Here is a 23,484-nt window from a genome sequence, read left to right as displayed (position 1 = left end):
GGTGTCGGTGGTCAGCGCTCAGGCGCCGCCGCCGAAGCGGCGCGACCACCAGCCGGCGCGGCGCGGCGTCTGACCATTGTCAGAGCTCTCCTCGGACGCCGTGGCTGGAGCGGCATGCTCGACCGCGGGCTCGGGGTGAGATTCGGGCGCAACGGCGTCCGACGCAGTCGCTTCATGGACTGGCTCGGCCGCGGGAGGAGCGGGCGCAGCCTCGGCCGAGGCATCGAAGAAGTTGACCTTCTCACGAATGGTCGAGCGGCGCTTGCGCTTGTCGCCGTCATCCGACAGCGGATCGGCCTCGGCGCTTGCGGCAACGTGTTCGACGGCCGCCGGCGACGGTTCGGCGACGGTCTGCGCCTCGCGTTCGGCGATGGCCGGCACCGCGGCAGGGGCGTCGAGATCGGCCACCGCCGCAGCGGCCTCGGACGGTGCGGTCGGTTCGAACTCGTCGGCGATGGCCGCAGCCGATCCTTCGAGCGCCTCGTGCCCTTCCGTCGCGTCGTGTCCTTCCGAGCCCTCGTGTCCACCTTCGGGACCACCACGCCGACGGCGGCCACCACGGCGGCCACGACGCCGCGGACGGCGCTCGCCCTGATCGCTACGGGCTTCGAATCCGTCGCGTTCCTCGCTCTCGTCCCGTTCGTCGCCGTCTTCGTCGGCACTGCCGGTGTCATCGCCCTCGGCGACCTCGAAGCCTTCACCTTCGGCGGCGACGGCTGCGTTGTCGTCCTGGTCTTCGCCCTGGGAAGCGGGGCCACGCTCGCCACCCCGACCGCGGCGGCGGCGACGGCGGCGGCGGCGGCGGCCACCATCGCCTTCGGCGTTGTCGTCGGACGCTTGGGTCTCGGCGCCGTCCTCGGCGTCCTCACCCTCGTCCTCGGCGAAGCCTTCGAGTTCCTCGTCGTCGAACGGTTCCTCGATCGCAGGTGGCGTCGCGGCGGCCTGCGCCGCCAGGAGCGCCTTGGCTGCTTCCAGCGTATGCACCTGCTCGCCGCGGTCGATCACGAACGACTGCTGACCGCTGACGGTCGGATCGGCGATCACCGACAGTGTCACCTTGAAGCTGTTTTCGAGGTCGCGCAGATGGCCGCGCTTGTGGTTGAGCACGTAGAGGGCCACCTCGGTGCGGGTCCGGACCACGAGATTGTGGGTCGCGCCCTTCATCAGCACCTCTTCGAGGCCACGCAGCAGTTGCAGCGCCACCGAGGCGACGGAACGAACATGGCCGGTGCCGCCGCAATGCGGGCAGGGCTCGGTCGAACTTTCCAGTACGCTGGCGCGGATGCGCTGGCGCGACATTTCGAGCAGGCCGAAATGCGAGATCCGCCCGACCTGAATGCGCGCGCGATCATGGCGCAGGCAGTCGCTGAGCTTGCGCTCGACCGAACGGTTGTTGCGCTTCTCGTCCATGTCGATGAAGTCGATGACGATCAGGCCGGCGAGGTCGCGCAACCGCAACTGCCGGGCGATCTCCTCGGCCGCTTCGAGGTTGGTCTTGAGAGCGGTGTCCTCGATGTGATGCTCGCGGGTGGAGCGGCCGGAGTTGACGTCGATCGAGACGAGGGCCTCGGTCTGGTTGATGACGATGTAGCCGCCGGAGCGCAATTGCACGGTGGGCGAGAACATCGCGTCGAGCTGGCTTTCGACACCCATTCGCGAGAACAGCGGCTGGCCGTCACGATAGAGCTTCACCGCGCGGGTATGCGTCGGCATCAGCATCTTCATGAAGTCGTGGGCTTCGCGGTAGCCGGCTTCGCCGGCAACCTGGATCTCGTCGATTTCCTTGTTGTAGAGGTCGCGCAGCGAGCGCTTGATCAGCGAGCCTTCTTCGTAGACGAGGTTCGGCGCCTGCGAGCGCAGCGTCAGGTCGCGCACCGTCTCCCACATCCGGATCAGGTATTCGAAGTCGCGCTTGATCTCCGGCTTGGTGCGCGAGGCGCCCGCGGTGCGCAGGATGACGCCCATTCCTTCCGGCACGTCGAGATCCTGCACCACTTCCTTGAGACGGGAACGGTCCTGGGCCGAGGTGATCTTGCGGCTGATGCCGCCGCCACGCGCGGTGTTCGGCATCAGCACCGCATAACGGCCGGCGAGCGACAGGTAGGTGGTCAGCGCCGCGCCCTTGTTGCCGCGCTCTTCCTTGACGACCTGCACCAGCATCACCTGGCGGCGCTTGATCACTTCCTGGATCTTGTACTGGCGGCGCGGACGGAACGGACGCTCCGGCACTTCCTCCAGTGCGTCGTCGCCGCCGACGGACTCGACGGCTTCCTCTTCGGCGGTTTCCTCGTCCTCGTCATCCTCCTCGTCGTCGCCGTCCTCGGCGTCGTCGTGGGCATGCGTGGGTACGCCGGCGGGCTCATCATGATGGTCATCGTCATGATGGTCGTCGCCATGGTGCTCGTGATCATCGTCGGCATGATGCTCGTGGGCGTCATGGGCCTCGTCGGCGCGGGTGTCCGCTTCCGCCGTGACAGCCGGAGCGTCGTCATGATGAGCTTCGAGCGCCGGCGCGTCATGGGCGACGGTCTCGGTCGTCCCGGACACGATGGCCGGCGCGGTCTCGACCTGAGGCGCGGGCTCGTGATGATCGTCATGGCCATGATCGTCATGGCCGTGATCGTCGTGGTGGGCGTGGCCATCATGATCATGGTGCTCATGATCATGGTCGTGATGATCGTCGCCGTGCGCCAGGCTCTCGCCGTGAGGGGCGTCATGCGGATGGTCATGGCCGTCGTGCTCGAACGGCTGGGGGGCGTTGGCCGGATCGACCGCTGCACCCTCGACGATCTCGCTGCGGACGCGTTCGCCATGGCCACGGCGGCGCGCGCCGCGATGGCGCGAGCGGCGGCGGTTCGGGCGGCTCTCGGATTCCTCTTCGGCCTCGCGGTGAGCGCGCTCGTCGGCCTCGATCAGCGCCTGCCGGTCGGCGACGGGGATCTGGTAGTAGTCGGGATGGATTTCGCTGAAGGCGAGGAAGCCGTGGCGGTTGCCGCCGTATTCAATGAAGGCTGCCTGCAGCGACGGTTCGACCCGTGTGACCTTGGCGAGATAGATATTGCCGCGGAGCTGCTTGCGCTGGGCCGACTCGAAGTCAAACTCTTCGACTCGATTGCCGCGGACCACCACGACCCGGGTTTCTTCCGGATGGGTGGCATCGATCAACATCTTGTTGGGCATCTGAAAACTCTCGGCGGCAGAGCGCGCGTCTGTCGGCCGGCGCAGGGCGCACGGCGGGGTACCGCGACGGTCCACCTGATTCGGGGGTGAGGGGAAGGCCAAAAGGCAACCCGAGGCGCGAGGCCGATCCCGAACGCGTGGCAGGCAGGGGCGCGAACATGTCGCGTCGTCCTGGCGCAGTCGCTGCGTGGGAGTTCGGCACTGGAGTCTGGCGCATCAAGCGTCGGCCCGTTCTGTACAGGTGCGGCAAGGGGGCCGCAGTAATCATCGCTGGCGGGCCAACGCGGCGCATAAAGCGCTCGCCGGCTGTTGCTGATCGCCGCCTCGCGGCTGCGATCGCCGATTGCGTTGTGCGTGCCCGACACCCTGGGATCAGGGGTGGGTAGCCGCTCGGGCTTGAAACCGAAGGCTTCCGACGGTCGCGCGCTGCGCTGGCCGGGGAGGGCTTCGGAAAGGCACGCAAGGCCCTCGGATAAACTACGCATTCGAGGGTCCGGCGCTGCACCGGGAGGCTTACGCGACACAACCGGAAGTGTATGCCGTCAGCACTTGATACATACGTTGAAGCCGGGGCGCTGGCAAGGGAAGCGTCGCATGGCTGCAACACTCCGGGTGAATCTGGTGTGGAGGCTGTGGCGACTTTTAAGGGACGATTAACCCTGTGGTTCTAATCGGATAAAAAGTCAGCTCGGAGGCTCGAGATTCGGTGGCTAGCCGCGCAAACCAGCATATTTGGCTTCGGGCGAGCCTTTGGTGCGCCGCAGCATTTCTGTGCCTTGCCGCGACTGCAAGTTTGGCGGTCGAAACCCAGCCCCCTCAGCCGACGGTTGCGGCGCCTTTTCCGATCGCCTCAGACGTGCGTATCGCCGGCGACGACAAGCAGACCCGCTTCATTCTCGATCTCGACCGCCGGATCGACGTCCGGGCATTTGCGCTCGCGGATCCCTACCGCGTCATCCTCGACGTTCCCCAGGTCAATTTCCGCTTTTCGCCAGGAACCGGCCAGACCGGCCGGGGCCTGATCAAGGCGTTCCGTTATGGTCTTGTGATGCCTGGCGGGTCGCGGATCGTCTTTGATCTCACCGGGCCTGCGCGGATCGAGAAGGCTTTCGTTCTCGAGGCCGCGAACGGTCAGCCGGCGCGCCTGATCGTCGAACTGGCGGCGACGGACAAGGCCGGGTTCCAGCAGGCTCAGGCCGCTGGAGACACCGCGCCGGCCCTTCGTCCCGCGGTCGACGACCGGACCGTCACGACGGGGGCCGTGGTCGCCGATGCGTCCGGCGAGCACGCCGGTGAGGCCGACACGCGGCCGATCATCGTGCTCGATCCCGGCCACGGCGGCATCGACAACGGGACCATGGCGCCGAGCGGCGAAACCGAGAAGACGATCGTCCTCGATTTCGCCAAGGCACTGCGGGCGCAGATCGAAAAGAGCGGCAAGTATCGCGTCGTCATGACCCGCAGCGACGATACCTTCATTCCGCTCGGCGACAGGGTGAAGATCGCGCGCAACGCCAAGGCCTCGCTGTTCGTCTCGATCCATGCCGACGCGCTCCCGCGCGGCGAGGGCGATGCCCAGGGCGCGACCATCTATACGCTGTCGGACAAGGCCTCCGACGCCGAAGCCGAACGTCTCGCGGACTCCGAAAACAAGGCGGATGCCATCGCCGGCGTCAACCTGACCGAAGAGCCGACCGACGTCGCTGACATCCTGATCGACCTCGCCCAGCGCGAAACCAAGACGTTTTCCAACCGGTTTGCCCGTCTGCTGGCCGGGGAAATGAAGAGCGTCGCACGGATGCACAAGAATCCGCTGAAGTCGGCGGGTTTCAAGGTGCTCAAGGCGCCGGACGTGCCGTCGGTCCTGGTCGAGATCGGCTATGTGTCCAACAAGGACGACCTGCAGCACCTCGTTTCCGACAGCTGGCGGACCCGGACAGTCGGTTCCGTTGGGCAGGCGATCGAGGCCTTCTTCGGCAAGCGGGTGGTTTCCTCGGGCCCCGAGCACTGAAAGATCGGTCTTGTTGGGCGATGAGCCCTAGTTTGGCCACAGCCACGGCAGTATAGAAATTTCAACGGACGCCCCCCGGAATCGGCCGGGCTTTGCAGGCGGGCAGGGATTTCGGGACGGAAAAGCGAATGCGATTGCTGCTGCGGTTCATGGGGTTCCTGTTTGCAGCGGGAACAATCGTGTTTCTGGTCGGCGTCGCTGCCGTGGCCGGCCTGATCTGGCATTACTCCAAGGATCTGCCGGACTACTCCCAGCTCAAGGACTACGAGCCGCCGGTCATGACGCGCGTGCATGCCGCCGACGGCGCACTGCTGGCCGAATATTCCAAGGAGCGGCGGCTGTACCTGCCGATCCAGGCGATTCCCAAGCCGGTGATCAACGCGTTCCTGGCGGCGGAAGACAAGAATTTCTACGAGCATGGCGGTATCGACTTCTCGGGCCTCGCGCGCGCCGTGGTGCTCTATGCCCAGAACCTCGGCTCCAACCGCCGTCCGCAGGGCGCATCCACGATTACGCAACAGGTCGCCAAGAACTTCCTTCTGACCAACGAGGTGTCGTTCACCCGCAAGATCAAGGAAGCCTTGCTGGCGATGCGCATCGAGCGCGCCTACGCCAAGGACAAGATTCTCGAGCTGTATCTCAACGAGATCTATCTCGGCATGGGCGCCTACGGCGTCGCTGCGGCCTCGCTGGTCTACTTCGACAAGTCGGTCAACGAACTGACGGTCGCCGAGGCGGCGTATCTGGCGGCGTTGCCGAAGGCGCCGGCCGCCCTGCATCCGGTGCGCAACCGCGACCGCGCCATCGAGCGCCGCAACTATGTCATCGACCGTCTGCTGGAGAACGGCTGGATCAAGCAGGCCGACGCGGACAAGGCCCGCAAGGACCCGCTGATCGTCACCAACCGCGCCAATGCCGCCCACATCTTCGCCGGCGAGTATTTCGCCGAGGAAGTGCGCCGTGACATTCTTGACCGCTATGGCGAGAAGAAGTTGTACGAGGGCGGACTGTCGGTCCGCACCACGCTGAATCCGACCTTGCAGGTCCAGGCGCGCAGGGCCCTGACCGATGGCCTCGTGCGCTATGACGAGAACCAGGGCTGGCGTGGCGCCCCCCACAAGATCGATATTTCCGGCGACTGGGGCGTCAAGCTCGCGGAAGTGAAGTCGCTGAGCGACATCTCGCCGTGGCGTATGGCCGTGGTGCTGGAAACCAGCGACCAGTCGGCGCGGATCGGCTTTCAGCCGGGACGTGAGCTCGGCGGCGCGGTGCTCAAGGATCGCCAGACCGGTCTGATCGCACTTGATGGCGTGCGATGGGCGCGTGCGGCCTCGGGACCGACCCGCGGCAAGACGCCGACGGCGGTGTCGCAGGTGCTGTCGCCCGGCGATGTCATCTATGTCGATCCGCTGCTCGCCAAGGATGGCAGCAAGGTCGAGGGCCAGTACCGTCTGCGCCAGCTGCCCGAGGTGTCGGGTGCGCTGGTGGCGATGGATCCGTCGACCGGCCGCGTGCAGGCGATGGTCGGCGGCTTCTCGTTCGACCAGAGCCAGTTCAACCGCGCGACGCAGGCCTACCGCCAGCCCGGCTCGTCGTTCAAGCCGATCGTGTACTCATCGGCGCTCGACAACGGCTACACGCCGTCGACGGTCGTCATCGACGCACCGATCGAGATCGACCAGGGCGCCGGCATTGGCATCTGGCGGCCGGAAAACTACTCGACCGGCAAGTATTATGGTCCGACGACGCTGCGGCAGGCCCTGACGCGCTCGCTGAACACCGTGACCGTGCGTCTTGCGCAGGACATCGGCATGCCGCTGATCGGCGAGTACGCCAAGCGGTTCGGCGTTTATGACGAACTGCCGAACTATCTGTCGTATGCACTCGGCGCCGGCGAAACCACCGTGATGCGCATGGTCACCGCGTATTCGATGTTCGACAATGGCGGCAAGCGCATCAAGCCGACCCTGATCGATCGCATCCAGGATCGCTACGGCCGCACCATCTATCGCCACGACCAGCGCGAATGCCGCGGCTGCGAGGCCGACGGCTGGAAGAACCAGGCCGAGCCGACCCTCGTGGACCGGCGCGAGCAGGTGCTCGACCCGATGACAGCCTACCAGATCACCTCGATGATGGAGAACGTCGTGCAGCACGGCACGGCGATGGTGGTGCGCGAGGTCGGCAAGCCGATCGCCGGCAAGACCGGCACCACCAACGACGAGAAGGATGCCTGGTTCGTCGGCTTCTCGCCGGACCTCGTGGTCGGCGTGTATATCGGCTACGACAAGCCGCGCAATCTCGGCCGCAACGCCACCGGCGGCGCGCTTGCCGCGCCGGTCGCCAGGGACTTCCTGAAGATGGCGCTGGCGGAGAAGCCCGCGATTCCGTTCCGCGTGCCGGCCGGAATCAAGCTGATCCGCGTCGATCCGAAGACGGGAACCCGGGTCAGCCCCGGCTCGGGTGGCGCGTCGATTCTCGAAGCCTTCAAGCCGGGTACGGCGCCGCCGGACAACTATTCGGTGATCGGCGTCGCCGATGCGGACGGTCGCTCGGTGGCGGTGCCGCCGGACGCGGATCGCGCCATCATCCGCCCCGGGACAGGTGGATTGTACTGACGCGCATTGCCATCGCTCACCCGAGCCGCTAAATCGCAGGGGTGCGCCGACTCCATGGCGCCTTGATCGCGCCCTGCGGCGCGCTGGACAGAGACTATGCGCCCTGAAATCGAACGGTTAGTCGAAGAGATCAAGCAGTCAGTCGGGCTGCTGAGGAGGCATCTTTGACGTCGATGCATCGACGGCACGCCTCGCTGAGCTGAACAAGCTCGCTGAAGACCCCGACCTCTGGAACGATCCCCAGAAGGCCCAGAAATTGATGCAGGAGCGGACCTCGCTCGAGGACCAGCTCTCCGGCATCGGCAAGGTCGAGCGCGAGCTCGACGACCAGATCGGCATGATCGAGCTCGGCGAGGCCGAGGACGACCAGTCCGTCGTGACCGAAGCCGAAGCCGCGCTGCGCGCCCTCAAGAAGGAAGTCGCGCGTCGCGAGCTGGAGGCGCTGCTGTCCGGCGAAGCCGATGCCAACGACAGCTATCTCGAAGTCCACGCCGGCGCCGGAGGCACCGAGAGCCAGGACTGGGCGAACATGCTGCTGCGCATGTACACCCGGTGGGCGGAGCAGCACGGCTACAAGGTCGAGGTGCTCGAAGAGACAGAGGGTGAAGAAGCCGGCATCAAGTCCGCAACCATCCAGATCAAGGGCCACAACGCCTATGGTTGGCTGAAGACGGAAGGTGGCGTGCACCGCCTGGTGCGCATCTCGCCGTTCGATTCCAATGCGCGGCGCCACACCTCGTTCTCGAGCGTGGCGGTGTTTCCGGTCGTCGACGACCGCATCCAGATCGACATCAAGGAATCGGATGTGCGCGTCGACACCATGCGTTCGGGCGGCGCCGGCGGGCAGCACGTCAACAAGACCGAGTCGGCGGTTCGCCTGACCCACGTGCCGACCGGCATTGCGGTCGTCTGTCAGGCCGGCCGCTCTCAGCACAAGAACCGGGCGCAGGCCTGGGACATGCTGCGCGCGCGCCTCTACGAAATCGAACTCAAGAAGCGCGAGGCGCAGGCGGCGGCAGACCAGGCGGCCAAGACCGATATCGGCTGGGGCCACCAGATCCGCTCCTACGTGCTGCAGCCCTATCAGATGGTGAAGGACCTGCGCACTGGTGTGCAGACGTCCGACACCCAGGGCGTGCTCAACGGCGACCTCGACGAGTTCATGGCCGCGACGCTCGCCCAGAAGGCCTTCGGCACCTCGCCGGGCGCCATCGAGGACGTCGACTGATCGGCGGCAGGCGCCGCCGATCAATTTCCCTCTCGACCGTGTTTCAGAGCCGGCAGTGTCGCGAGCGGCGCTGCCGTCGCTGTTTCTGCGGCGACGTCAGCGCTTTGCTGCGAGGCGGTACCCGGCCGGCTCGATGTCTCTGTGGCGATGGCGATGCCAACGCCTGGACGCGCCGCGCTGGCTAGGTCGTCGCGGCACGCGTCACGCGTTCTGCGAACCACGCCTCGAACCAGCCGCTGAAACGGCCGCTGTCGCGCGCGCCGCCATGCCAGGCCGCGAACGCATGGCCGTCGCTGCCAATCATCACGACAGCGTCGAGCCCCTTTGATTTGCGCAGGGTCTCGACCGCGTGGACCGGCGTCTGGGCGATCGGCCCGCCGACATTGAAGGATGTATTCACAGAGATCTCGACGCCGATGCGGCGGCCGAGCGCCTTGAGATAGGCGTAGGTGAGGGGATCGTCGGCCTCGCGCACGATCTGCACGCGGCCAGTGCCATCGGCATGCACGACCGCGGGGATGCGTGCCTGTGCCTGCGGCTTCGCCTGCGCGGTGATCACCATGTAGTTGTAGGCGTTGTAGTCGGCGTCGGAGGCACCGTCCTGCAGCTCGAAGAACGCCAGCGCCGCCTCGCGCGTCGCCATCGGCGCCAGCGGCCGGATCGCCTCGCGGTATTTGACCCGTTCGTTGAGGCGTTCGCGGGCGCCGGGATCGCAGGGATTGGCGAAGATCGAGCGGTGCCCGAGGGCGCGCGGTCCGGTTTCCGCGGGGCCCTGATAGAGCGCGATGACGCCGCCCTGGGCGACCATGAACGCCATGAGATCGGCAATGGCTTCGCGTCCTGCAGCCGTCGCCACCGTGCCGATGCGTCGCGAGGCGACATCGGGCGCGGCGAGCGCGTCAGCGATCTCGTCCGACGAAGGCGAGGGGCCGCAGTAGAACGCGTGGCTGATCGGTGCGCCGCGCGGGGCGCCGGCGAGGCGTGCGAAGCGCCAGGCCGCGCCGATGGTGACGCCGGGATCGCCGGGTGTCGGCGGCACCCACAGGTGCAGCTTTGCCTTGCGGTTCTGATGGGTCGCGAACCAGGTCTCGTCGAAGTGCTCCAGCAGCCGCATGTTACCGACCGCGTTCAGCGCGACGCCGCCGGTCAGCACCAGTTGATGGGCGCCTGTCGCGCGCAGCACACGGTCGACGACGTGCACCATGGCATCCTCGAACACCATCTGTGTCGCAGCCGCCTTGTCGAGGCGGTCCTGGGTGTCGGGGCGATGATGGATATCCTCGACGCGCAGCACGGCATCGGGATTCCACAGCTCGCTTGGCTTGAGCGGTGGCCCCAGCACATCGATCAGCGCCTGCTCATAGGGATTGTCGAACGGATCGCTGTGCCAGCGGCCGAGCGCGCGGTTGAGCTGCACAGTGCCGCCGTCGCCGAGATGCAGCACCTCGCTGAGACGGCCGTAATAGCGGTTGGTCGCGCGATTCATGTCGCCCCAGGCCGCCGCCCCCATGTAGCGCCCTTCGCACGACAGCCACGTCCAGCCCCCCTGGGTCGATGCGATCACGCTGTAGAACGCGCCGAGGGAATCGAACACGCTGTCGTTACAGGACAACTGCTCCAGCGTGCCGTTGCGCGCCTGGTAGAGCGAGATCGAGCCGCGATCACCGGTACCGTCGAGCACGGCGATCGCAACGGCTTCCTGGCTGTCGTCGAACGGCGAAGCGGCGAACGAGAACCAGGCGTGGTTGTCATGGTGCGGCAGGCAGATCAGCGGCAGCCGCTCGCCGAGGCCGAGTTGGCGTCCGAGCAGCTTGGGCGCGCGCGTCATCTGCTCGAGGCGACGGGCGTCGAAGCCGGCGGCGCTGGTGGTGCGAAGCAGGCGGAAACTCGACGGTGCTTCTTCCAGCACCGAGCGGATCAGCGTTCCCGCGAGTGCCGCGTAGTCCCACGATGTCAGCCATGCGACGATATCGTCGAGATCGCGGCCGAGGCCGCGCAGCGTCGCGACCATCGCGTCGACCGACTGCTGCGGATACTCGCTCGAGTGCTTGACGCCGGAGAATCGCTCTTCCTCGTTGTTGACGATCAGGCGGGGACCGTGCGCCGCCGTGACTTCGACAAGCGCAACGCCGGAGTTGTGGGTGCCCGGCAGGCCAAGACCGGCAAGATAGATTGTCTCGCCCCGTCCCAGGCGTTCGCGGGCGTGCTCGAGGCGTTGCCGCGCGAATGCCGAACCGGGCGCATGAAAGCCTGCGGCCCGCAGCAGCTGCGTGGTCAGCCAGCGGGTCGCATGAAAGCCGATCTTCCCCAGCAGCGGATGCCGGGGACCAATGCGCGTCTCAGCCAGAACTCAAGCTCCGCAAACGACAGGTGGCTCTGCCTGCTCAAAACACGTTTCGATGGAGCGGACAAGCTGCCGGTCGAGGAAGGAAAGCGCCTCAGCTCGACCCCAGCCGGACGCCGGCGCGGAGAAATTTCTGGGGGTCGACCGCATCGCCGTCGATGCGCGTTTCATAGTGCAGATGGGGGCCGGTGGAGCGACCGGTCGAACCGACCGCGCCGATGATCTGGCCGATCTTGACGACGTCGCCGATCTTGACCTTGATCTCGGAGAGATGGCCGTAGCGGGTCGCGAGGCCATTGCCATGGTCGATCTCGATCATCCGGCCATACCCGCCGCTCCAGCCAGCGTTGTCGACCCGGCCATTGGCGGTGGCGCGCACCGGATCCCCCATCGAGGCGCGGAAATCCAGGCCGGTGTGCATCGCCGGACGGCCGAGGAAAGGATCGGTGCGAACGCCGAAGCCTGAGGAGAACTCGACCTCGCCGAGCACCGGCTTGCGGTAGGGCACGAGCGCCAGGGTCCGGTTCAGCCGGTCGATCTGCGCTCGCGTGACGCTGATCCGGTAGAGCTGGCGATCGAAGGTGTCGGCGTCCTTCGACGGCGGTTTGACCGGCACGAAGGGACCGCCGATGCCCCCCTTGGGGGCCGCGCCCTGCATCTGGTTGAGATCGAGGCCCAGGTCCGAGAACACGCCCCGCATGCGGCGAATCCGGCTCTCGTACTGGTCTTCCACGGCATTGAGTGTGGCGAGCTGGCGGGTCTCGACCTGGTCGAGGGAGGTCTGCAGGCGCACGAGCGTGGTGTCGAGGCCCTGGGCCTTGGCGAGCTGGATCGGCTGTGCCGTGACGTTGGCCGGCGTGCGCGCTTCGAGGCGCGCCTCGCGGTCCGGCGGCGCCACGAAGATCACGGTGTCGTTGATCGGCGAGGGTTTCGGCGTCGCCGACGTCCCGCTGTCGATGGCCGCGCCACGGCCCGGAGGCTTGATCGACCCGGTGATGGAGATGTCGGGCACGCTGTTCATCGCCGCCGCCCGGGATTCCAGTGCCGACTGCCGGCGGACGATCTGGTCGAGTTTCTGGTCGAACTGTTCCTGGTCGAGCAATTGCCGGCTGGTGGTCCGGTCGAGCCGGGCGCGGAGTTCGGCGATCCGGTCCTCATAGGCATATTGCATCGAGGCCTGGCGGGCGATCAGCCGCGTCAGGACGTCGTCGCGGAACGCAAAATACGTGGCGGTGGCCGCCGACCAGGCGCCCATGACCGTCACGGTCCCGACGACGATCCAGAACACCACCGGCCCGATCCGGACCTGCTTGCCGGCATGGGCGATGGTGTAGCTGCTGTTGCGGCTGGCTGCGGTCGGGGCGGGCGCGTGGAGCGGAGCGGGGCGTCTGACGTGAGGGCGCGCATGATCGTGCGCGTGATGGGGCGAATGGTCGGTCAGGTTGTTCGATCGGTACGACATCAGCACTCCCGGAACCCGCCGCGGACTCATGAGCGGCGGGCATCTACTCCGGGGGCCGATTTGACCCAGCCATGGTTAATTTTCGGAAAATGAAATCCGTCAACCTAGAGCGAACGAACAGCCTCCAGCACGGCTTCGGCATGGCCGTCGACCTTCACGTGGCGCCAGACGCGGATGATCTTGCCGGTTTTCCCGATCAGAACCGTTGTGCGAAGAATGCCCATGAAGGCTCTGCCATACATGGATTTTTCACCCCAGGCGCCATAGGCGGCCAGCATCTCCTTATTCTCATCTGATGCAAGAGGAGTTGCTAGCTTATGTTTGTTTTTAAATGAGTCTTGCTTCTTTACGGGGTCGGCGGAAACGCCGACGACGTCCGTATCGGCCGCGGCGAAGTCGGCTGCAAGGCGGCTGAAATCCATGGCCTCGCGGGTGCAGCCGGGCGTGTCGGCCTTGGGATAGAAGAACAGCACGAGATTGCGGCCCGCGTAGTCGCGCAGGGACAGGGTCTTGCCGCCGTCGCGAGGTAGCTGGAACGCTGGAGCCGCCTGGCCTTCGGCCAGTTCCATTTGCGGCGCTGCGCTCGTAGCGGATTTCGCCTTGAGAGCAGTCTTGGGGGCAGCCTTGGGGCCCGTCTTGGCGACTGCCTTTGTGACTGCCTTGGTCGGTGTCTTGGTGGGTGTCTTGGCGAGGTTCTTGGCGAGGTTCTTGGCTGATCGGGGCGCGGGATGGTCGCCGGACGTCGTCTTGGGTGCAATTTTAGGTGGGATTTTGGCGCCAGATCCGGTGGCCGCGCCGGTCTTGCCCCTGGTTGCGGCCCGGGAACGCGGGGCGGGCGCCGGCTTCGAAGTTTTCTTGCGCGTTTCCTTGGACATACGCCTTCCTTTCGTCGCTTTCGACGGCTCTTTGAATCGCTTGGGATTCGTCCGGTGGGTGGGCCGGGACTTGTCGCCGGCTGCGGTGCAAATCTGGCTGCCGGAGGGTAAGCTGGCAAGGGAATCTCTTGCACCGCCGGTCGTCCCGGCCTCGTAGGATTGACACGTAACCGGGGAATGGCCGCGATGCCGGCAAACGAGCGACCGTTCTCCGCCGACGCTCGTGCCCCGGCCGATCAGCAACCGCAGCGTCCGCGCCAGAATCAGGGTTTGCGGGACCAAGACGCGCCAAACCGAGAGGCTATGGCAAGACACGAGCCCCACCAGGCCCGGAGCCCCCGCGCCCCTGATCACGCTCCCGAGTGGGACGACACCGACTGGTCGCACCACGACGAGGAGGCGACGGGCGCGCGCGCGCGGCGACTTCTGGCGCGGCGGACAGACACGATGTTCGACCGGTTCGACGACGGTCTGCAAAGCTTTGGCCGCGCCGTCCGGGGCTCGCGCTCGCTGCGGCTGCTGGTCACGATCGTCGGGGTGTTCCTGATCGTCGCCGCCAGCGGTTTCGGCGTGTTGTGGTGGCGGCTGGGTACGGGGCCGATCGGTCTCGACGCGATCACCCCTTGGCTTGTTACCGCGATCGAGGACAACCTCGGCAAGGACCACACCGTCGAGGTCGGCGGCACCCAGATCGAGCGCACCGGGCGGATCCGGATCGCGGTGCGCATCCGCGATATCGTGGTTCGCGATCGTGCCAGGGCTATCGTCGCCAGCGCGCCCAAGGCCGAGGTGCGGATTTCACCAACCGCGCTGATGACGGGGCGCCTGCGCGCGGAGAGCCTCAATCTCGTCGGCGCTGAGCTCTCGGTCCGCATTACGCCGGATGGCCGCGTCATCGTTTCCACGGGCGACAGCGCTCGGCCGCTGGCTACCGCGGCCGCCCTTTCGACGGCTGCGGCGCCAGTTTCGCTGCCGCGACCTGCGCCTGGACCTGGGTCTGGATCCGCGACTGGACCCGCCGTTGGGCCTGCGCCCGCCCAGACCGCCAAGGCGGCTCCGTCGCCACCGGCAACTGTCCCGCCGTCTCCCGTTTCGACGGCGGCGACAAGCGCTGCACGCAACGGCGGCGTGCAAGGTATCCTCGCGGCGCTCGACTGGCTCGATAGTCTCGGCAAGAGTGGCCTCGACGGCGAGAACCTCGACGAAATCGGCCTCAAGAACGGCAACCTGATCGTCGACGACCAGCGTTCCGGCAATCGGCTGACCTTCGCCAATATCAGCCTCAGCCTGCGCCGTCCGCGCGGCGGCGGCGTCGCGCTCAGTCTTGGCGAGGAGGGCAAGTCGCCCTGGTTTCTGAAAGTGCTGGTCGGGGCGCCGGCCAGCGGCGTGCGCTCAGTCGACATTCAGGCCGACAAGGTGCCGGTCAAGAACATCCTGCTGGCGCTGCGACTGAAAGAGCTGAACTTCACCGCCGACATGCCGCTGACCGGACGGATTCGCGGCGAGATCGGTCGCGACGGCCTGCCGACCTTCCTGTCCGGCAAGATGTCCGTCGGCGCCGGACAGATCATCGACCGCGACACGCCCGAATATCCGATGAACATCGACCAGGCCGACATCAATGTCGACTGGGATGCCGGACGGCGGGTGATGGTGGCTCCGTTCCAGATCGTGTCGGGCAGCAACCGTATCACGCTGCTCGCGCACCTCGAGCCGCCGAATGACAGCGTTGCGAACTGGCAGCTCGGCTTCAGCGGCGGGACCATCGTGTTCGGCAGCGAGAACGGCTCCGATCCTCTGATCTTCAACCGCATCGCGGTGCGGCTGCGCTTCGATACGGACAACAAGCGCGTGCTGCTGAGCCAGGCGGATTTCGGCAACGGCGACATCAGCATCGCAGGGTCCGGCAGCCTCGACTATTCGACGTCGGAGCCGCGCCTGACGCTGGGGCTCGCGGGCACGCCGATGCCGGTGTACGCGCTGAAGCGGATCTGGCCGATCATCATCGTGCCCGAGGTTCGCGAGTGGCTCATCGAGCGCGTCGACAAGGGCACGCTGCAGCGCATGGAGATCGGCGTCAACGCGCCGGTGCATACGCTGTCACGCAGCGGGCCGCCAATTCCGGACGATGGCCTCGCCATCACCTTTGTCGGCAGCAATATCGCGATTCATCCTGTCGATGAACTGCCGGGCCTTCACGACGCCGACCTGAAGGCCCGGGTCACCGGCCGCACGGCAACCATCAATATCGGACAGGCGGCGGTGGACACCCCGGCCGGCCGACGCCTGACCATTTCCGACCTGGTGTTCGAGATTCCGGACTTCGTGCCCAAGCCGCCTCCGGCGCGCGTGCGCTTCCGCCTCGACGGGCCGGTGCCAGCCGCGGCCGAGATTCTCGGCTCCAACCGTCTCAATGAGTTCAGCAGCGGCGTTCCGATCGATCCCAACACCAGCCGCGGCAACGTCACGGCCCAGATCATGATGGGCCTGCCGATCAAGCACGAACTGACCAAGGCGGATACCACCTACGCCATCAACGTCGACCTCAACGGCTTCTCCGCCGACAAGATGGTGATGAACCAGAAGCTCGAGAGCAACGCGCTCAAGATCATCGCCAACAATCAGGGCTACCAGGTCAAGGGCGACGTCAAGATCGGTGGCCAGGCGGCGAGCCTCGACTATCGCAAGCCGGCCGATGGCGATGCCGACGTCAAGCTGCAGGCAACGCTCGACGATGCCGGGCGGGCGCGGCTCGGGGCCGACCTCGGCCCGACCGTGACGGGCACGACCCCGGTCAAGCTCTCCGGCAAGATCGGCGGCGCCGACGGCGAGAACAAGCTGGGCGTCGAGGTCGATCTCACTGCGGCGAAAGTCGACAACCTCCTGCCGGGCTGGGTGAAGATGCCCGGCAAGGCCGGCAAGATGGCGTTCAACGTCGTTCAGAAGCCCCAGTCGACGCGGCTTGAGGACATCGTCATCGACGGCGGCGGCGCACAGATCAAGGGCGCGGTCGAACTCGACCAGAGCGGCGATCTGCTCAACGCGACATTCCCGACCTTCTCGCCATCGGAGGGCGACAAGGCCTCGCTCAAGGCGGAACGGGCACCCGACGGCACCCAGAAGGTGACGATGCGCGGCGACGTGTTCGACGCCCGCAACTTCATCAAGTCGGCGATATCGGGACGCGACGCCGAGACCAAAAGCAAGCAGAAGACGATCGACCTCGATCTCGATCTCAAGCTGGGAGCGATCGCCGGCTATGACGGCGAGGCCCTGCGCGGCATCGACGTCAAGCTGTCGCGGCGTGCCGGCGTCATCAAGTCATTCCAGCTCAACGGCAAGATCGGCCGCGACACGCCGTTGATCGGCGACATCCGCGGCAAGGCGCAGGGCCGCGAGGTGCTCTACCTCGAAACCAACGATGCCGGAGCGCTGTTTCGTTTCGCCGACGTCTACAAGAAAATGGTCGGCGGACGGATGTGGCTGGCGATGGATCCGCCGGCGTCCGACGCGGCGTCAGCCCAGGAAGGCCTGCTGAACGTTCGTGATTTCTCGGTGAAGGGCGAGGCGGCGCTCGACCGCGTCGTCGCCAACGGTCCGGCGACCGGCTCCAGCGGCGTTGCCTTCTCCCACATGCGGGCCGAGTTCACGCGCCAGAGCGGCCAGCTCAGTATCCGCGACGGCGTTCTGCGTGGCCCGACGGTCGGCGCGACCATCGAGGGCAACATCAACTATCCCGCCAACCAGGTGCGGATGAGCGGCACCTTCGTGCCAATGTATGGCCTCAACAACATGTTCGGCCAGATTCCGATCGTCGGCCTCGTGCTCGGGGGCGGCAGCAACGAGGGGCTGATCGGCCTCACCTATGAGGTGGTCGGCACCCCGGGGGCGCCGGTGCTGCGGGTCAACCCGATCTCGGCCATGGCGCCCGGCGTGCTGCGCAAGATCTTCGACTTCGGCACCGGACGGCAGAGTGTTCCCAACGACAATTTCCCGCCGCCGAACTGACAGGTCGCCGTCGTTGCGGCGACCTCATGCTTTCCCCGGAGACGGTGTGTGTGCCCGTTTCAGTCCGGGCGCACCAGCACATGCTTCTTGCGTCCCAGCGACAGTTTCACGACGCCCTCGGGCGTCAGCTGGCTGGCGTCGACAGTCAGCTTCTCGTCGGCGATCGGCGCATCGTTGATGCGCAGGCCGCCGCCCTTGATCTGGCGACGGGCTTCGCCGTTGGAGGCGACGAGGCCGGCCTTGACGAACAGCGCCAGCACGCCGATGCCGGCGTCGAACTCGGCCTTCGGCACGCTCAGCGTCGGCAGGCTCTCGGCGATGGCGCCTTCCTCGAAGGTGCGACGCGCGGTTTCGGCAGCGGCGTCGGCGGCCTCGCGGCCATGCACCAGCGCGGTCGCTTCCGTCGCCAGCACTTTCTTGGCCTCGTTGATCTCCTGGCCCTGCAGCGCGCCGAGGCGCGCGACATCGTCGAGCGGCAGCGTCGTGAACAGCTTGAGGAAGCGTTCGACGTCGGCGTCTTCGGTGTTGCGCCAGAACTGCCAGTAGTCATAGACGCTGAGGCGGTCGGCGTTGAGCCACACAGCGCCAGCGGCCGTCTTGCCCATCTTGGCGCCGCTCGCGGTCGTGAGCAGCGGCGAAGTCAGCGCGAACAGCTGCGCATTCGCCATGCGGCGGCCGAGGTCGATGCCGTTGACGATGTTGCCCCACTGGTCCGAGCCGCCCATCTGCAGCACGCAGCCGGTGCGCTTGTAGAGCTCGACGAAATCGTAGGCCTGCAGGATCATGTAGTTGAATTCGAGGAACGACAGCTCGTGCTGGCGCTCCAGCCGCAGCTTGACGCTGTCGAACGACAGCATGCGGTTGACCGAGAAATGCTTGCCGACGTCGCGCAGGAAGTCGATATAGTTGAGCGGGCCGAGCCAGTCATTGTTGTTGATCATCAGCGCATCGTTCGGCCCGCTGCCGAACGTCAGGAAGCGGGTGAAGATCGTGCGGATCCCGGCGAGGTTGTGGGCGATGTCGTCGCTGGACAGGATCTTGCGGCTCTCGTCCTTGCCCGAGGGGTCGCCGACGCGCGTGGTGCCGCCGCCCATCAGGGCGATCGGCTGGTGGCCGGTCTGCTGCATCCAGCGCAGCATCATGATCTGCAGCAGATGGCCGACATGCAGTGAGTCGGCGGTGCAGTCGAACCCGATATAGCCGGTGATGCGACCCTTCTGCGCGAGCGCGTCCAGGGCCTCGGGCTCCGAGACCTGATGGATGAAGCCGCGGCTCTGCAGCACGTTGAGAAAATCCGATTTAAAAGCCGTCATGTCTCTTAGGTCTGTTTGATAAAATGGTAACCGCTCTGAACGACGCCGGCCGGGAGATCTGCCGCGAGGATGCTCCTTGTGGCATTATAAGAACTGGAAGTTGGATACAAGGTTAGGTTCCTGCCGAGGTCGCCGCCAAGCGCCTCCTGGAGAGGGAACCCGCTGCGAAAAAGGCCATTGCCATGGTGATGACGGCAATCGGGCTGATGAGCGGCACCTCGCTGGACGGGGTGGATGTCGCGCTGATCGAGACCGACGGCAAACAGGTGATGTCGTTCGGGCCTTCCGGATACCGTCCCTACACGGAGCAGGAGCGCTCGCTGTTGCGCCAGGCGCTGGCGGAGGCGACGGCGCTGTCGCACCGCGACGCCCGCCCGGGCGCGCTGTATGCAGCCGAGCAGGCGGTCACGGTCGCCCATGCCGAAGCGGTCGCCGCCTTTACGGCCCAGCACCAGATCGCGCGCGAGGCCGTCGACATCGTCGGCTTCCATGGCCAGACGGTGCTGCACAGGCCGGCGCAGCGCATGACCGTCCAGATCGGCGATGGCCTTGCGCTGGCCCGCGCGATTCATATTCCCGTGATGCACGATTTCCGGGCGGCGGACGTTGCTGCCGGCGGGCAGGGGGCGCCGCTGGTTCCGGTCTATCACCGGGCGCTTGCGACCGCTCTCGGTCGCGCCGGTCCCATCGCCGTACTCAATATCGGCGGGGTCTCCAACATCACCTACATCGACGGCTATGACGCGCTGATCGCCTGCGACACCGGTCCCGGCAACGCGCTGCTCGATGACTACATGTTTCGCACCACGGGACAGCCGTTCGACCAGGACGGCCGGCTCGCGGCACAGGGCGATGTCGATGCCAGCTGGATCGCGCGCGCGCTGCAGCACCCGTTCTTCGCCCAGCCATCGCCCAAATCGCTCGACCGCAACCAGTTCGCTTCCCTGCAATTGCCGAACCTGACAGCCGCCGACGGTGCGGCAACCCTGACCGCGTTCACGGTCGAAGCCATCGCATCGATCGTGCCGCATCTGCCGAAAGCGCCGACGGACTGGATCGTGGCTGGCGGCGGCGCCCGCAACCGGATGATGATGCGGCTGCTGCGCGAGCGCCTCGCTCCGGCGCGGGTGGAGACCGCGGACGCGCTCGGCTGGGCCGGCGACGCCCTCGAGGCGCAGGCATTCGCGTTCCTGGCCGCCCGCAGCCTGCAGGGGCTGCCGCTCAGCTATCCCGCGACCACGGGCGTGCCGACGCCGACCACCGGCGGCATCATCGCCCGGCCCTGATCACGTTGCCCTGATCACGTCGCCTTGAGCGCATCGCCCGCGCATTGACAAATTCATGCAGCTGCATCCTAATCAATGCACTTGCATTGAATTCGGGTCCGCAGGGAGGATGCCATGCCCGCCGCATTGAAGCTCATCAGCCACAAGCTCTGCCCTTACGTCCAGCGCGTCGCCATCGCGCTCGCCGAGAAAGGCGTGCCGTTCGAGCGGGTCGATATCGATCTCGCCAACAAGCCGGACTGGTTTCTGGCGATCTCGCCGCTCGGCAAGACCCCGGTGCTGCAGGTCGGCGACACAGCGATCTTCGAGTCCGCCGTGATTCTCGAATATCTCGAGGAGACGCAGCCCCAGCCGCTGCACCCAGCCGATCCGCTCGCGCGCGCCGAGCATCGTGGCTGGATCGAGTTCAACTCGGCCGCGCTCGGCGACATCTGGGGGCTGGAGACCGCGAAGGACGAGGCGACATTCCGTGCCAAGGTCACCGCGCTGGAGCAGAAGTTCGCGCGGCTGGAGACCCGCCTTGTGGCGCAGCCATGGTTCGACGGAGCGGCGTTTTCGCTGGTCGATGCGGTGTTCGCGCCGGCGTTCCGTTATTTCGACGTCATCGATGGCATCGGCGATTTCGGCATCTTTACCGGCAAGCCGAAGCTCAATCGCTGGCGCGCCAGCCTCGCGGAGCGGCCGTCGGTCCAGCAGGCCGTCAGCTCAGCTTATCCAGACCTGTTGCGCAATTTCATGACAACCCACCAGGCCTTCGTGCTGTCGCTCGAAGGTCGTGCGGCGGCCTGAAACGACAACGCGGCGCAGGTGATCCTGCGCCGCGCCGGTTCATCTGCTTTCGAAAGCGCGCGTCAGCGCACGTTGGCGAGGCGCATGTCGAGATAGGACGTGACCGATTCCATCAGCGGCTCGAGCTTGCCGTCGAAGAAGTGGTTGGCGCCGGGGATGACCTGGTGGTCGATCACGATGCCCTTCTGCGTCTTGAGCTTCTCGACCAGTGCGTTGACGTCCTTCTGCGGCACCACGATGTCCTTGTCGCCATGAACGATCAGGCCGGACGACGGGCAGGGCGCCAGGAACGAGAAGTCGTAGAGATTCGCCGGCGGCGCGATCGAGATGAAGCCCTCGACCTCCGGACGACGCATCAGCAACTGCATGCCGATCCAGGCGCCGAACGAAAAGCCCGCCACCCAGCAGGCACGGGCCTCGGGGTTGATGGTCTGCGCCCAGTCGAGCGCCGCAGCGGCGTCCGACAGCTCGCCAGTGCCGTGATCGAACGAGCCCTGGCTGCGCCCAACGCCGCGGAAGTTGAAGCGCAGCACCGAAAAGCCGCGCGCCACGAACGAATAATAGACCTGATAGACGATCTGGTGGTTCATCGTGCCGTGAAACTGCGGGTGCGGATGCAGCACCATCGCGATGGGCGCGTTCTTCTGCTTCGCAGGATGGTAGCGACCTTCAAGCCGGCCAGCGGGGCCGGTGAAAATGACTTCAGGCATTCGGATTCCTTAAATTCCAGGGCGTGCGACGCGGCGGCTTGACGGCCATGCGGTGAAGAGCCAGATCGACGGCAGCCGAGGCTCTCGGCGCACGACGCCGGATGAACAGGGCCGGGTTCTAACATAGGGCGAGGGGCAAAAAGCAAGCATATTGCGCGCCGGCCCGCTGCCGTGGCCCTTGCGGAACCGGCAAATGACCTTAATCCCAAGAATGACGTCCAGGGCTGTACGATCTGCCGGAGCCAACCTTTGCCTGATCTTCGCCGACCACGGTCCTATTTCGACTGGAACGCCACGACGCCGCTGCGTCCCGAAGCGAAGGCGGCCATGGCCGCGGCCTGGGACGTGGTTGGCAATCCGTCATCCGTGCACACCGAGGGGCGTACGGCGCGGGCGCTGGTCGAGAGCGCGCGGGCGGCGCTCGCCCGCGCACTCGGCGCCGAACCGCGCGGCGTCGTCTTCACCTCGGGAGGCACGGAGGCCAATGGTCTCGCGTTGACGCCAGGTTGGCGGGGCGCGGCCGCGCCCGCGCTCACGCGGCTGCTGGTGTCGGCGGTGGAGCACGCGTCGGTGCTTACCGGAGGCCGCTTCGCGCCAGAGAGCGTCGGCCGTATCGCCGTGACGCCTGACGGCGTGGTCGATCTCGACGATCTGCGGCGTCTGCTCGGCGACGGTCCGCCGGCGCTGGTGTCCGTGCTGCAGGCCAACAACGAGACCGGCGCGGTCCAGCCGATCGCCGAGATCGCGGCCATGGTCCATGCCGCCGGCGGGCTGCTGCATGTCGATGCGATCCAGGCGCTCGGCCGGATCGCGTGCCGTCTGCCGGATCTGCAGGCCGATCTGATCACTGTGTCGGCGCACAAGATCGGTGGACCCAAGGGAGTGGGCGCGCTGGTGCTGCGCGATGGCCTCGCGCCGCCCGAGCCGTTGATCCGGGGCGGCGGGCAGGAACAGAACCGGCGGGGAGGTACGGAGAACGTGCCGGGTATTGCCGGCTTCGGCGCGGCGGTCGATGCCGCCATGGCGCACTGGCCGGAGGAGGCGGTCCGCCAGACAGAGCTGAAGCGGCTGCTGGAGGACGGTCTTGCTGTGCACACGACCGCGGTCATCTTCTCCGCGGCCGCTGAGCGGTTGCCGAATACCACTCTGGTGTCGGCTTTCGGCCTGAAGGCAGAAACCGCCGTGATCGCCTTCGATTTGCAGGGAATCGCTGTCTCGTCCGGTTCCGCCTGTTCCTCGGGAAAGGTGACGCCGTCCCATGTCCTGGCCGCGATGCAGGTGCCCGCCGAGCTTGCCCAGGGAGCCATTCGGCTGAGTATGGGCTGGGATACGACTGAATCCGAGGTCCGCGGCCTTCTGGAGGCTTGGAGAAAAATCACAGCCGTATTAGGTAGAGGGGCGATCTGAGCCGCTCTTGGAACGGTTCTAAAAAAGGGGTGATTTCCAGAACGGAACACCCTACATACATGGCGTGTACGGGGTGGTCTGCAGGGTCCTGCAGCGGGGCGGTCAACCGGTTTGACGGGCTCTGTTGACGGGTCGGGATCGGTCCGGCGCGTAAAGATAGATTTCTGGTGTCATCCGCTGAGCTTCCCGTCCGCTGCCGCCAGGCAGGGGACCTCAGGAGCCTTCGGGACCTGACATCAGCTTTCCACCGCGG

13 protein-coding genes are annotated in these 23,484 nt (G+C 66.3%); 7 read left to right on the top strand and 6 right to left on the bottom strand.

The annotated features are described in order from the left end of the window. Window positions 1–18: 18 nt before the first annotated feature. The gene (locus tag JQ639_RS01225; protein ID WP_211970110.1) at window positions 19–3,180 is read right to left on the bottom strand and encodes a ribonuclease E/G; all 3,162 of its coding nucleotides are present in this window, start codon (window positions 3,178–3,180) and stop codon (window positions 19–21) included. 706 nt (window positions 3,181–3,886) lie between these two features. On the opposite strand from JQ639_RS01225, the gene JQ639_RS01220 reads away from it, so the two are divergent. From JQ639_RS01220 to prfB, 3 genes are all read left to right on the top strand, one after another. After that, window positions 3,887–5,191, top strand: coding sequence for an N-acetylmuramoyl-L-alanine amidase (locus JQ639_RS01220; RefSeq protein WP_211970109.1), 1,305 nt, complete (start codon window positions 3,887–3,889; stop codon window positions 5,189–5,191). Between the two features lie 128 nt (window positions 5,192–5,319). Next, entirely contained in the window at window positions 5,320–7,809 is a 2,490-nt protein-coding gene (locus tag JQ639_RS01215) for a penicillin-binding protein 1A (protein ID WP_211970108.1), read from the top strand. Between the two features lie 96 nt (window positions 7,810–7,905). Further along, window positions 7,906–9,037, top strand: a protein-coding gene (gene prfB, locus JQ639_RS01210; protein ID WP_211970107.1) for a peptide chain release factor 2 whose coding sequence is annotated in 2 segments (ribosomal slippage) — window positions 7,906–7,974 and window positions 7,976–9,037 — 1,131 coding nt in all. Because the reading frame shifts where the segments join, the coding sequence is not laid out codon by codon here. Between the two features lie 181 nt (window positions 9,038–9,218). Here prfB and JQ639_RS01205 read toward each other — a convergent pair. The 3 genes from JQ639_RS01205 to JQ639_RS01195 all read right to left on the bottom strand — a co-directional run bounded on the left by JQ639_RS01205 (window position 9,219) and on the right by JQ639_RS01195 (window position 13,718). Beyond that, a complete protein-coding gene (locus JQ639_RS01205) occupies window positions 9,219–11,339 on the bottom strand; it encodes a carbamoyltransferase C-terminal domain-containing protein (RefSeq protein ID WP_349644794.1) in 2,121 nt (706 codons plus the stop codon). A 136-nt stretch (window positions 11,340–11,475) separates the two neighbouring features. Continuing rightward, window positions 11,476–12,843, bottom strand: coding sequence for a M23 family metallopeptidase (locus tag JQ639_RS01200; RefSeq protein WP_211970106.1), 1,368 nt, complete (start codon window positions 12,841–12,843; stop codon window positions 11,476–11,478). A 104-nt stretch (window positions 12,844–12,947) separates the two neighbouring features. After that, window positions 12,948–13,718 (bottom strand): peroxiredoxin, encoded by a 771-nt coding sequence (locus JQ639_RS01195; protein WP_211970105.1) that lies wholly within the window; start codon window positions 13,716–13,718, stop codon window positions 12,948–12,950. A gap of 186 nt (window positions 13,719–13,904) precedes the next feature. Here JQ639_RS01195 and JQ639_RS01190 point away from each other — a divergent pair, with 186 nt between their 5' ends. After that, window positions 13,905–17,726 (top strand): hypothetical protein, encoded by a 3,822-nt coding sequence (locus JQ639_RS01190; RefSeq protein ID WP_371745181.1) that lies wholly within the window; start codon window positions 13,905–13,907, stop codon window positions 17,724–17,726. 59 nt (window positions 17,727–17,785) lie between these two features. On the opposite strand, the gene tyrS is transcribed toward JQ639_RS01190, so the two are convergent. Continuing rightward, the gene (tyrS, locus tag JQ639_RS01185) at window positions 17,786–19,039 is read right to left on the bottom strand and encodes a tyrosine--tRNA ligase (RefSeq protein WP_211970103.1); all 1,254 of its coding nucleotides are present in this window, start codon (window positions 19,037–19,039) and stop codon (window positions 17,786–17,788) included. Between the two features lie 182 nt (window positions 19,040–19,221). On the opposite strand from tyrS, the gene JQ639_RS01180 reads away from it, so the two are divergent. Then, window positions 19,222–20,325 carry an anhydro-N-acetylmuramic acid kinase gene (locus JQ639_RS01180; RefSeq protein ID WP_211970102.1) on the top strand — a complete coding sequence of 368 codons (1,104 nt, stop codon included), beginning with the start codon at window positions 19,222–19,224 and terminating at the stop codon, window positions 20,323–20,325. 114 nt (window positions 20,326–20,439) lie between these two features. After that, complete coding sequence (locus tag JQ639_RS01175) at window positions 20,440–21,114, top strand: glutathione S-transferase family protein (protein ID WP_211970101.1); 675 nt, start codon at window positions 20,440–20,442, stop codon at window positions 21,112–21,114. 62 nt (window positions 21,115–21,176) lie between these two features. Here the strand turns inward: JQ639_RS01175 and JQ639_RS01170 are convergent, their stop codons facing one another. Beyond that, on the bottom strand, window positions 21,177–21,824 hold the full coding sequence (locus tag JQ639_RS01170; RefSeq protein WP_211970100.1) for an alpha/beta hydrolase: 648 nt from the start codon (window positions 21,822–21,824) through the stop codon (window positions 21,177–21,179). Between the two features lie 249 nt (window positions 21,825–22,073). Between JQ639_RS01170 and JQ639_RS01165 the strand changes: the two genes are divergently transcribed. Beyond that, window positions 22,074–23,231, top strand: coding sequence for a cysteine desulfurase family protein (locus JQ639_RS01165; protein ID WP_211970099.1), 1,158 nt, complete (start codon window positions 22,074–22,076; stop codon window positions 23,229–23,231). Window positions 23,232–23,484: the final 253 nt, after the last annotated feature.

The organism is Bradyrhizobium sp. U87765 SZCCT0048 (assembly GCF_018131225.1).
Lineage (GTDB): Bacteria > Pseudomonadota > Alphaproteobacteria > Rhizobiales > Xanthobacteraceae > Bradyrhizobium_A.
The sequence above is the reverse complement of the archived record's forward strand: the minus strand, read 5'-3'. Positions and strand labels throughout refer to the sequence as shown.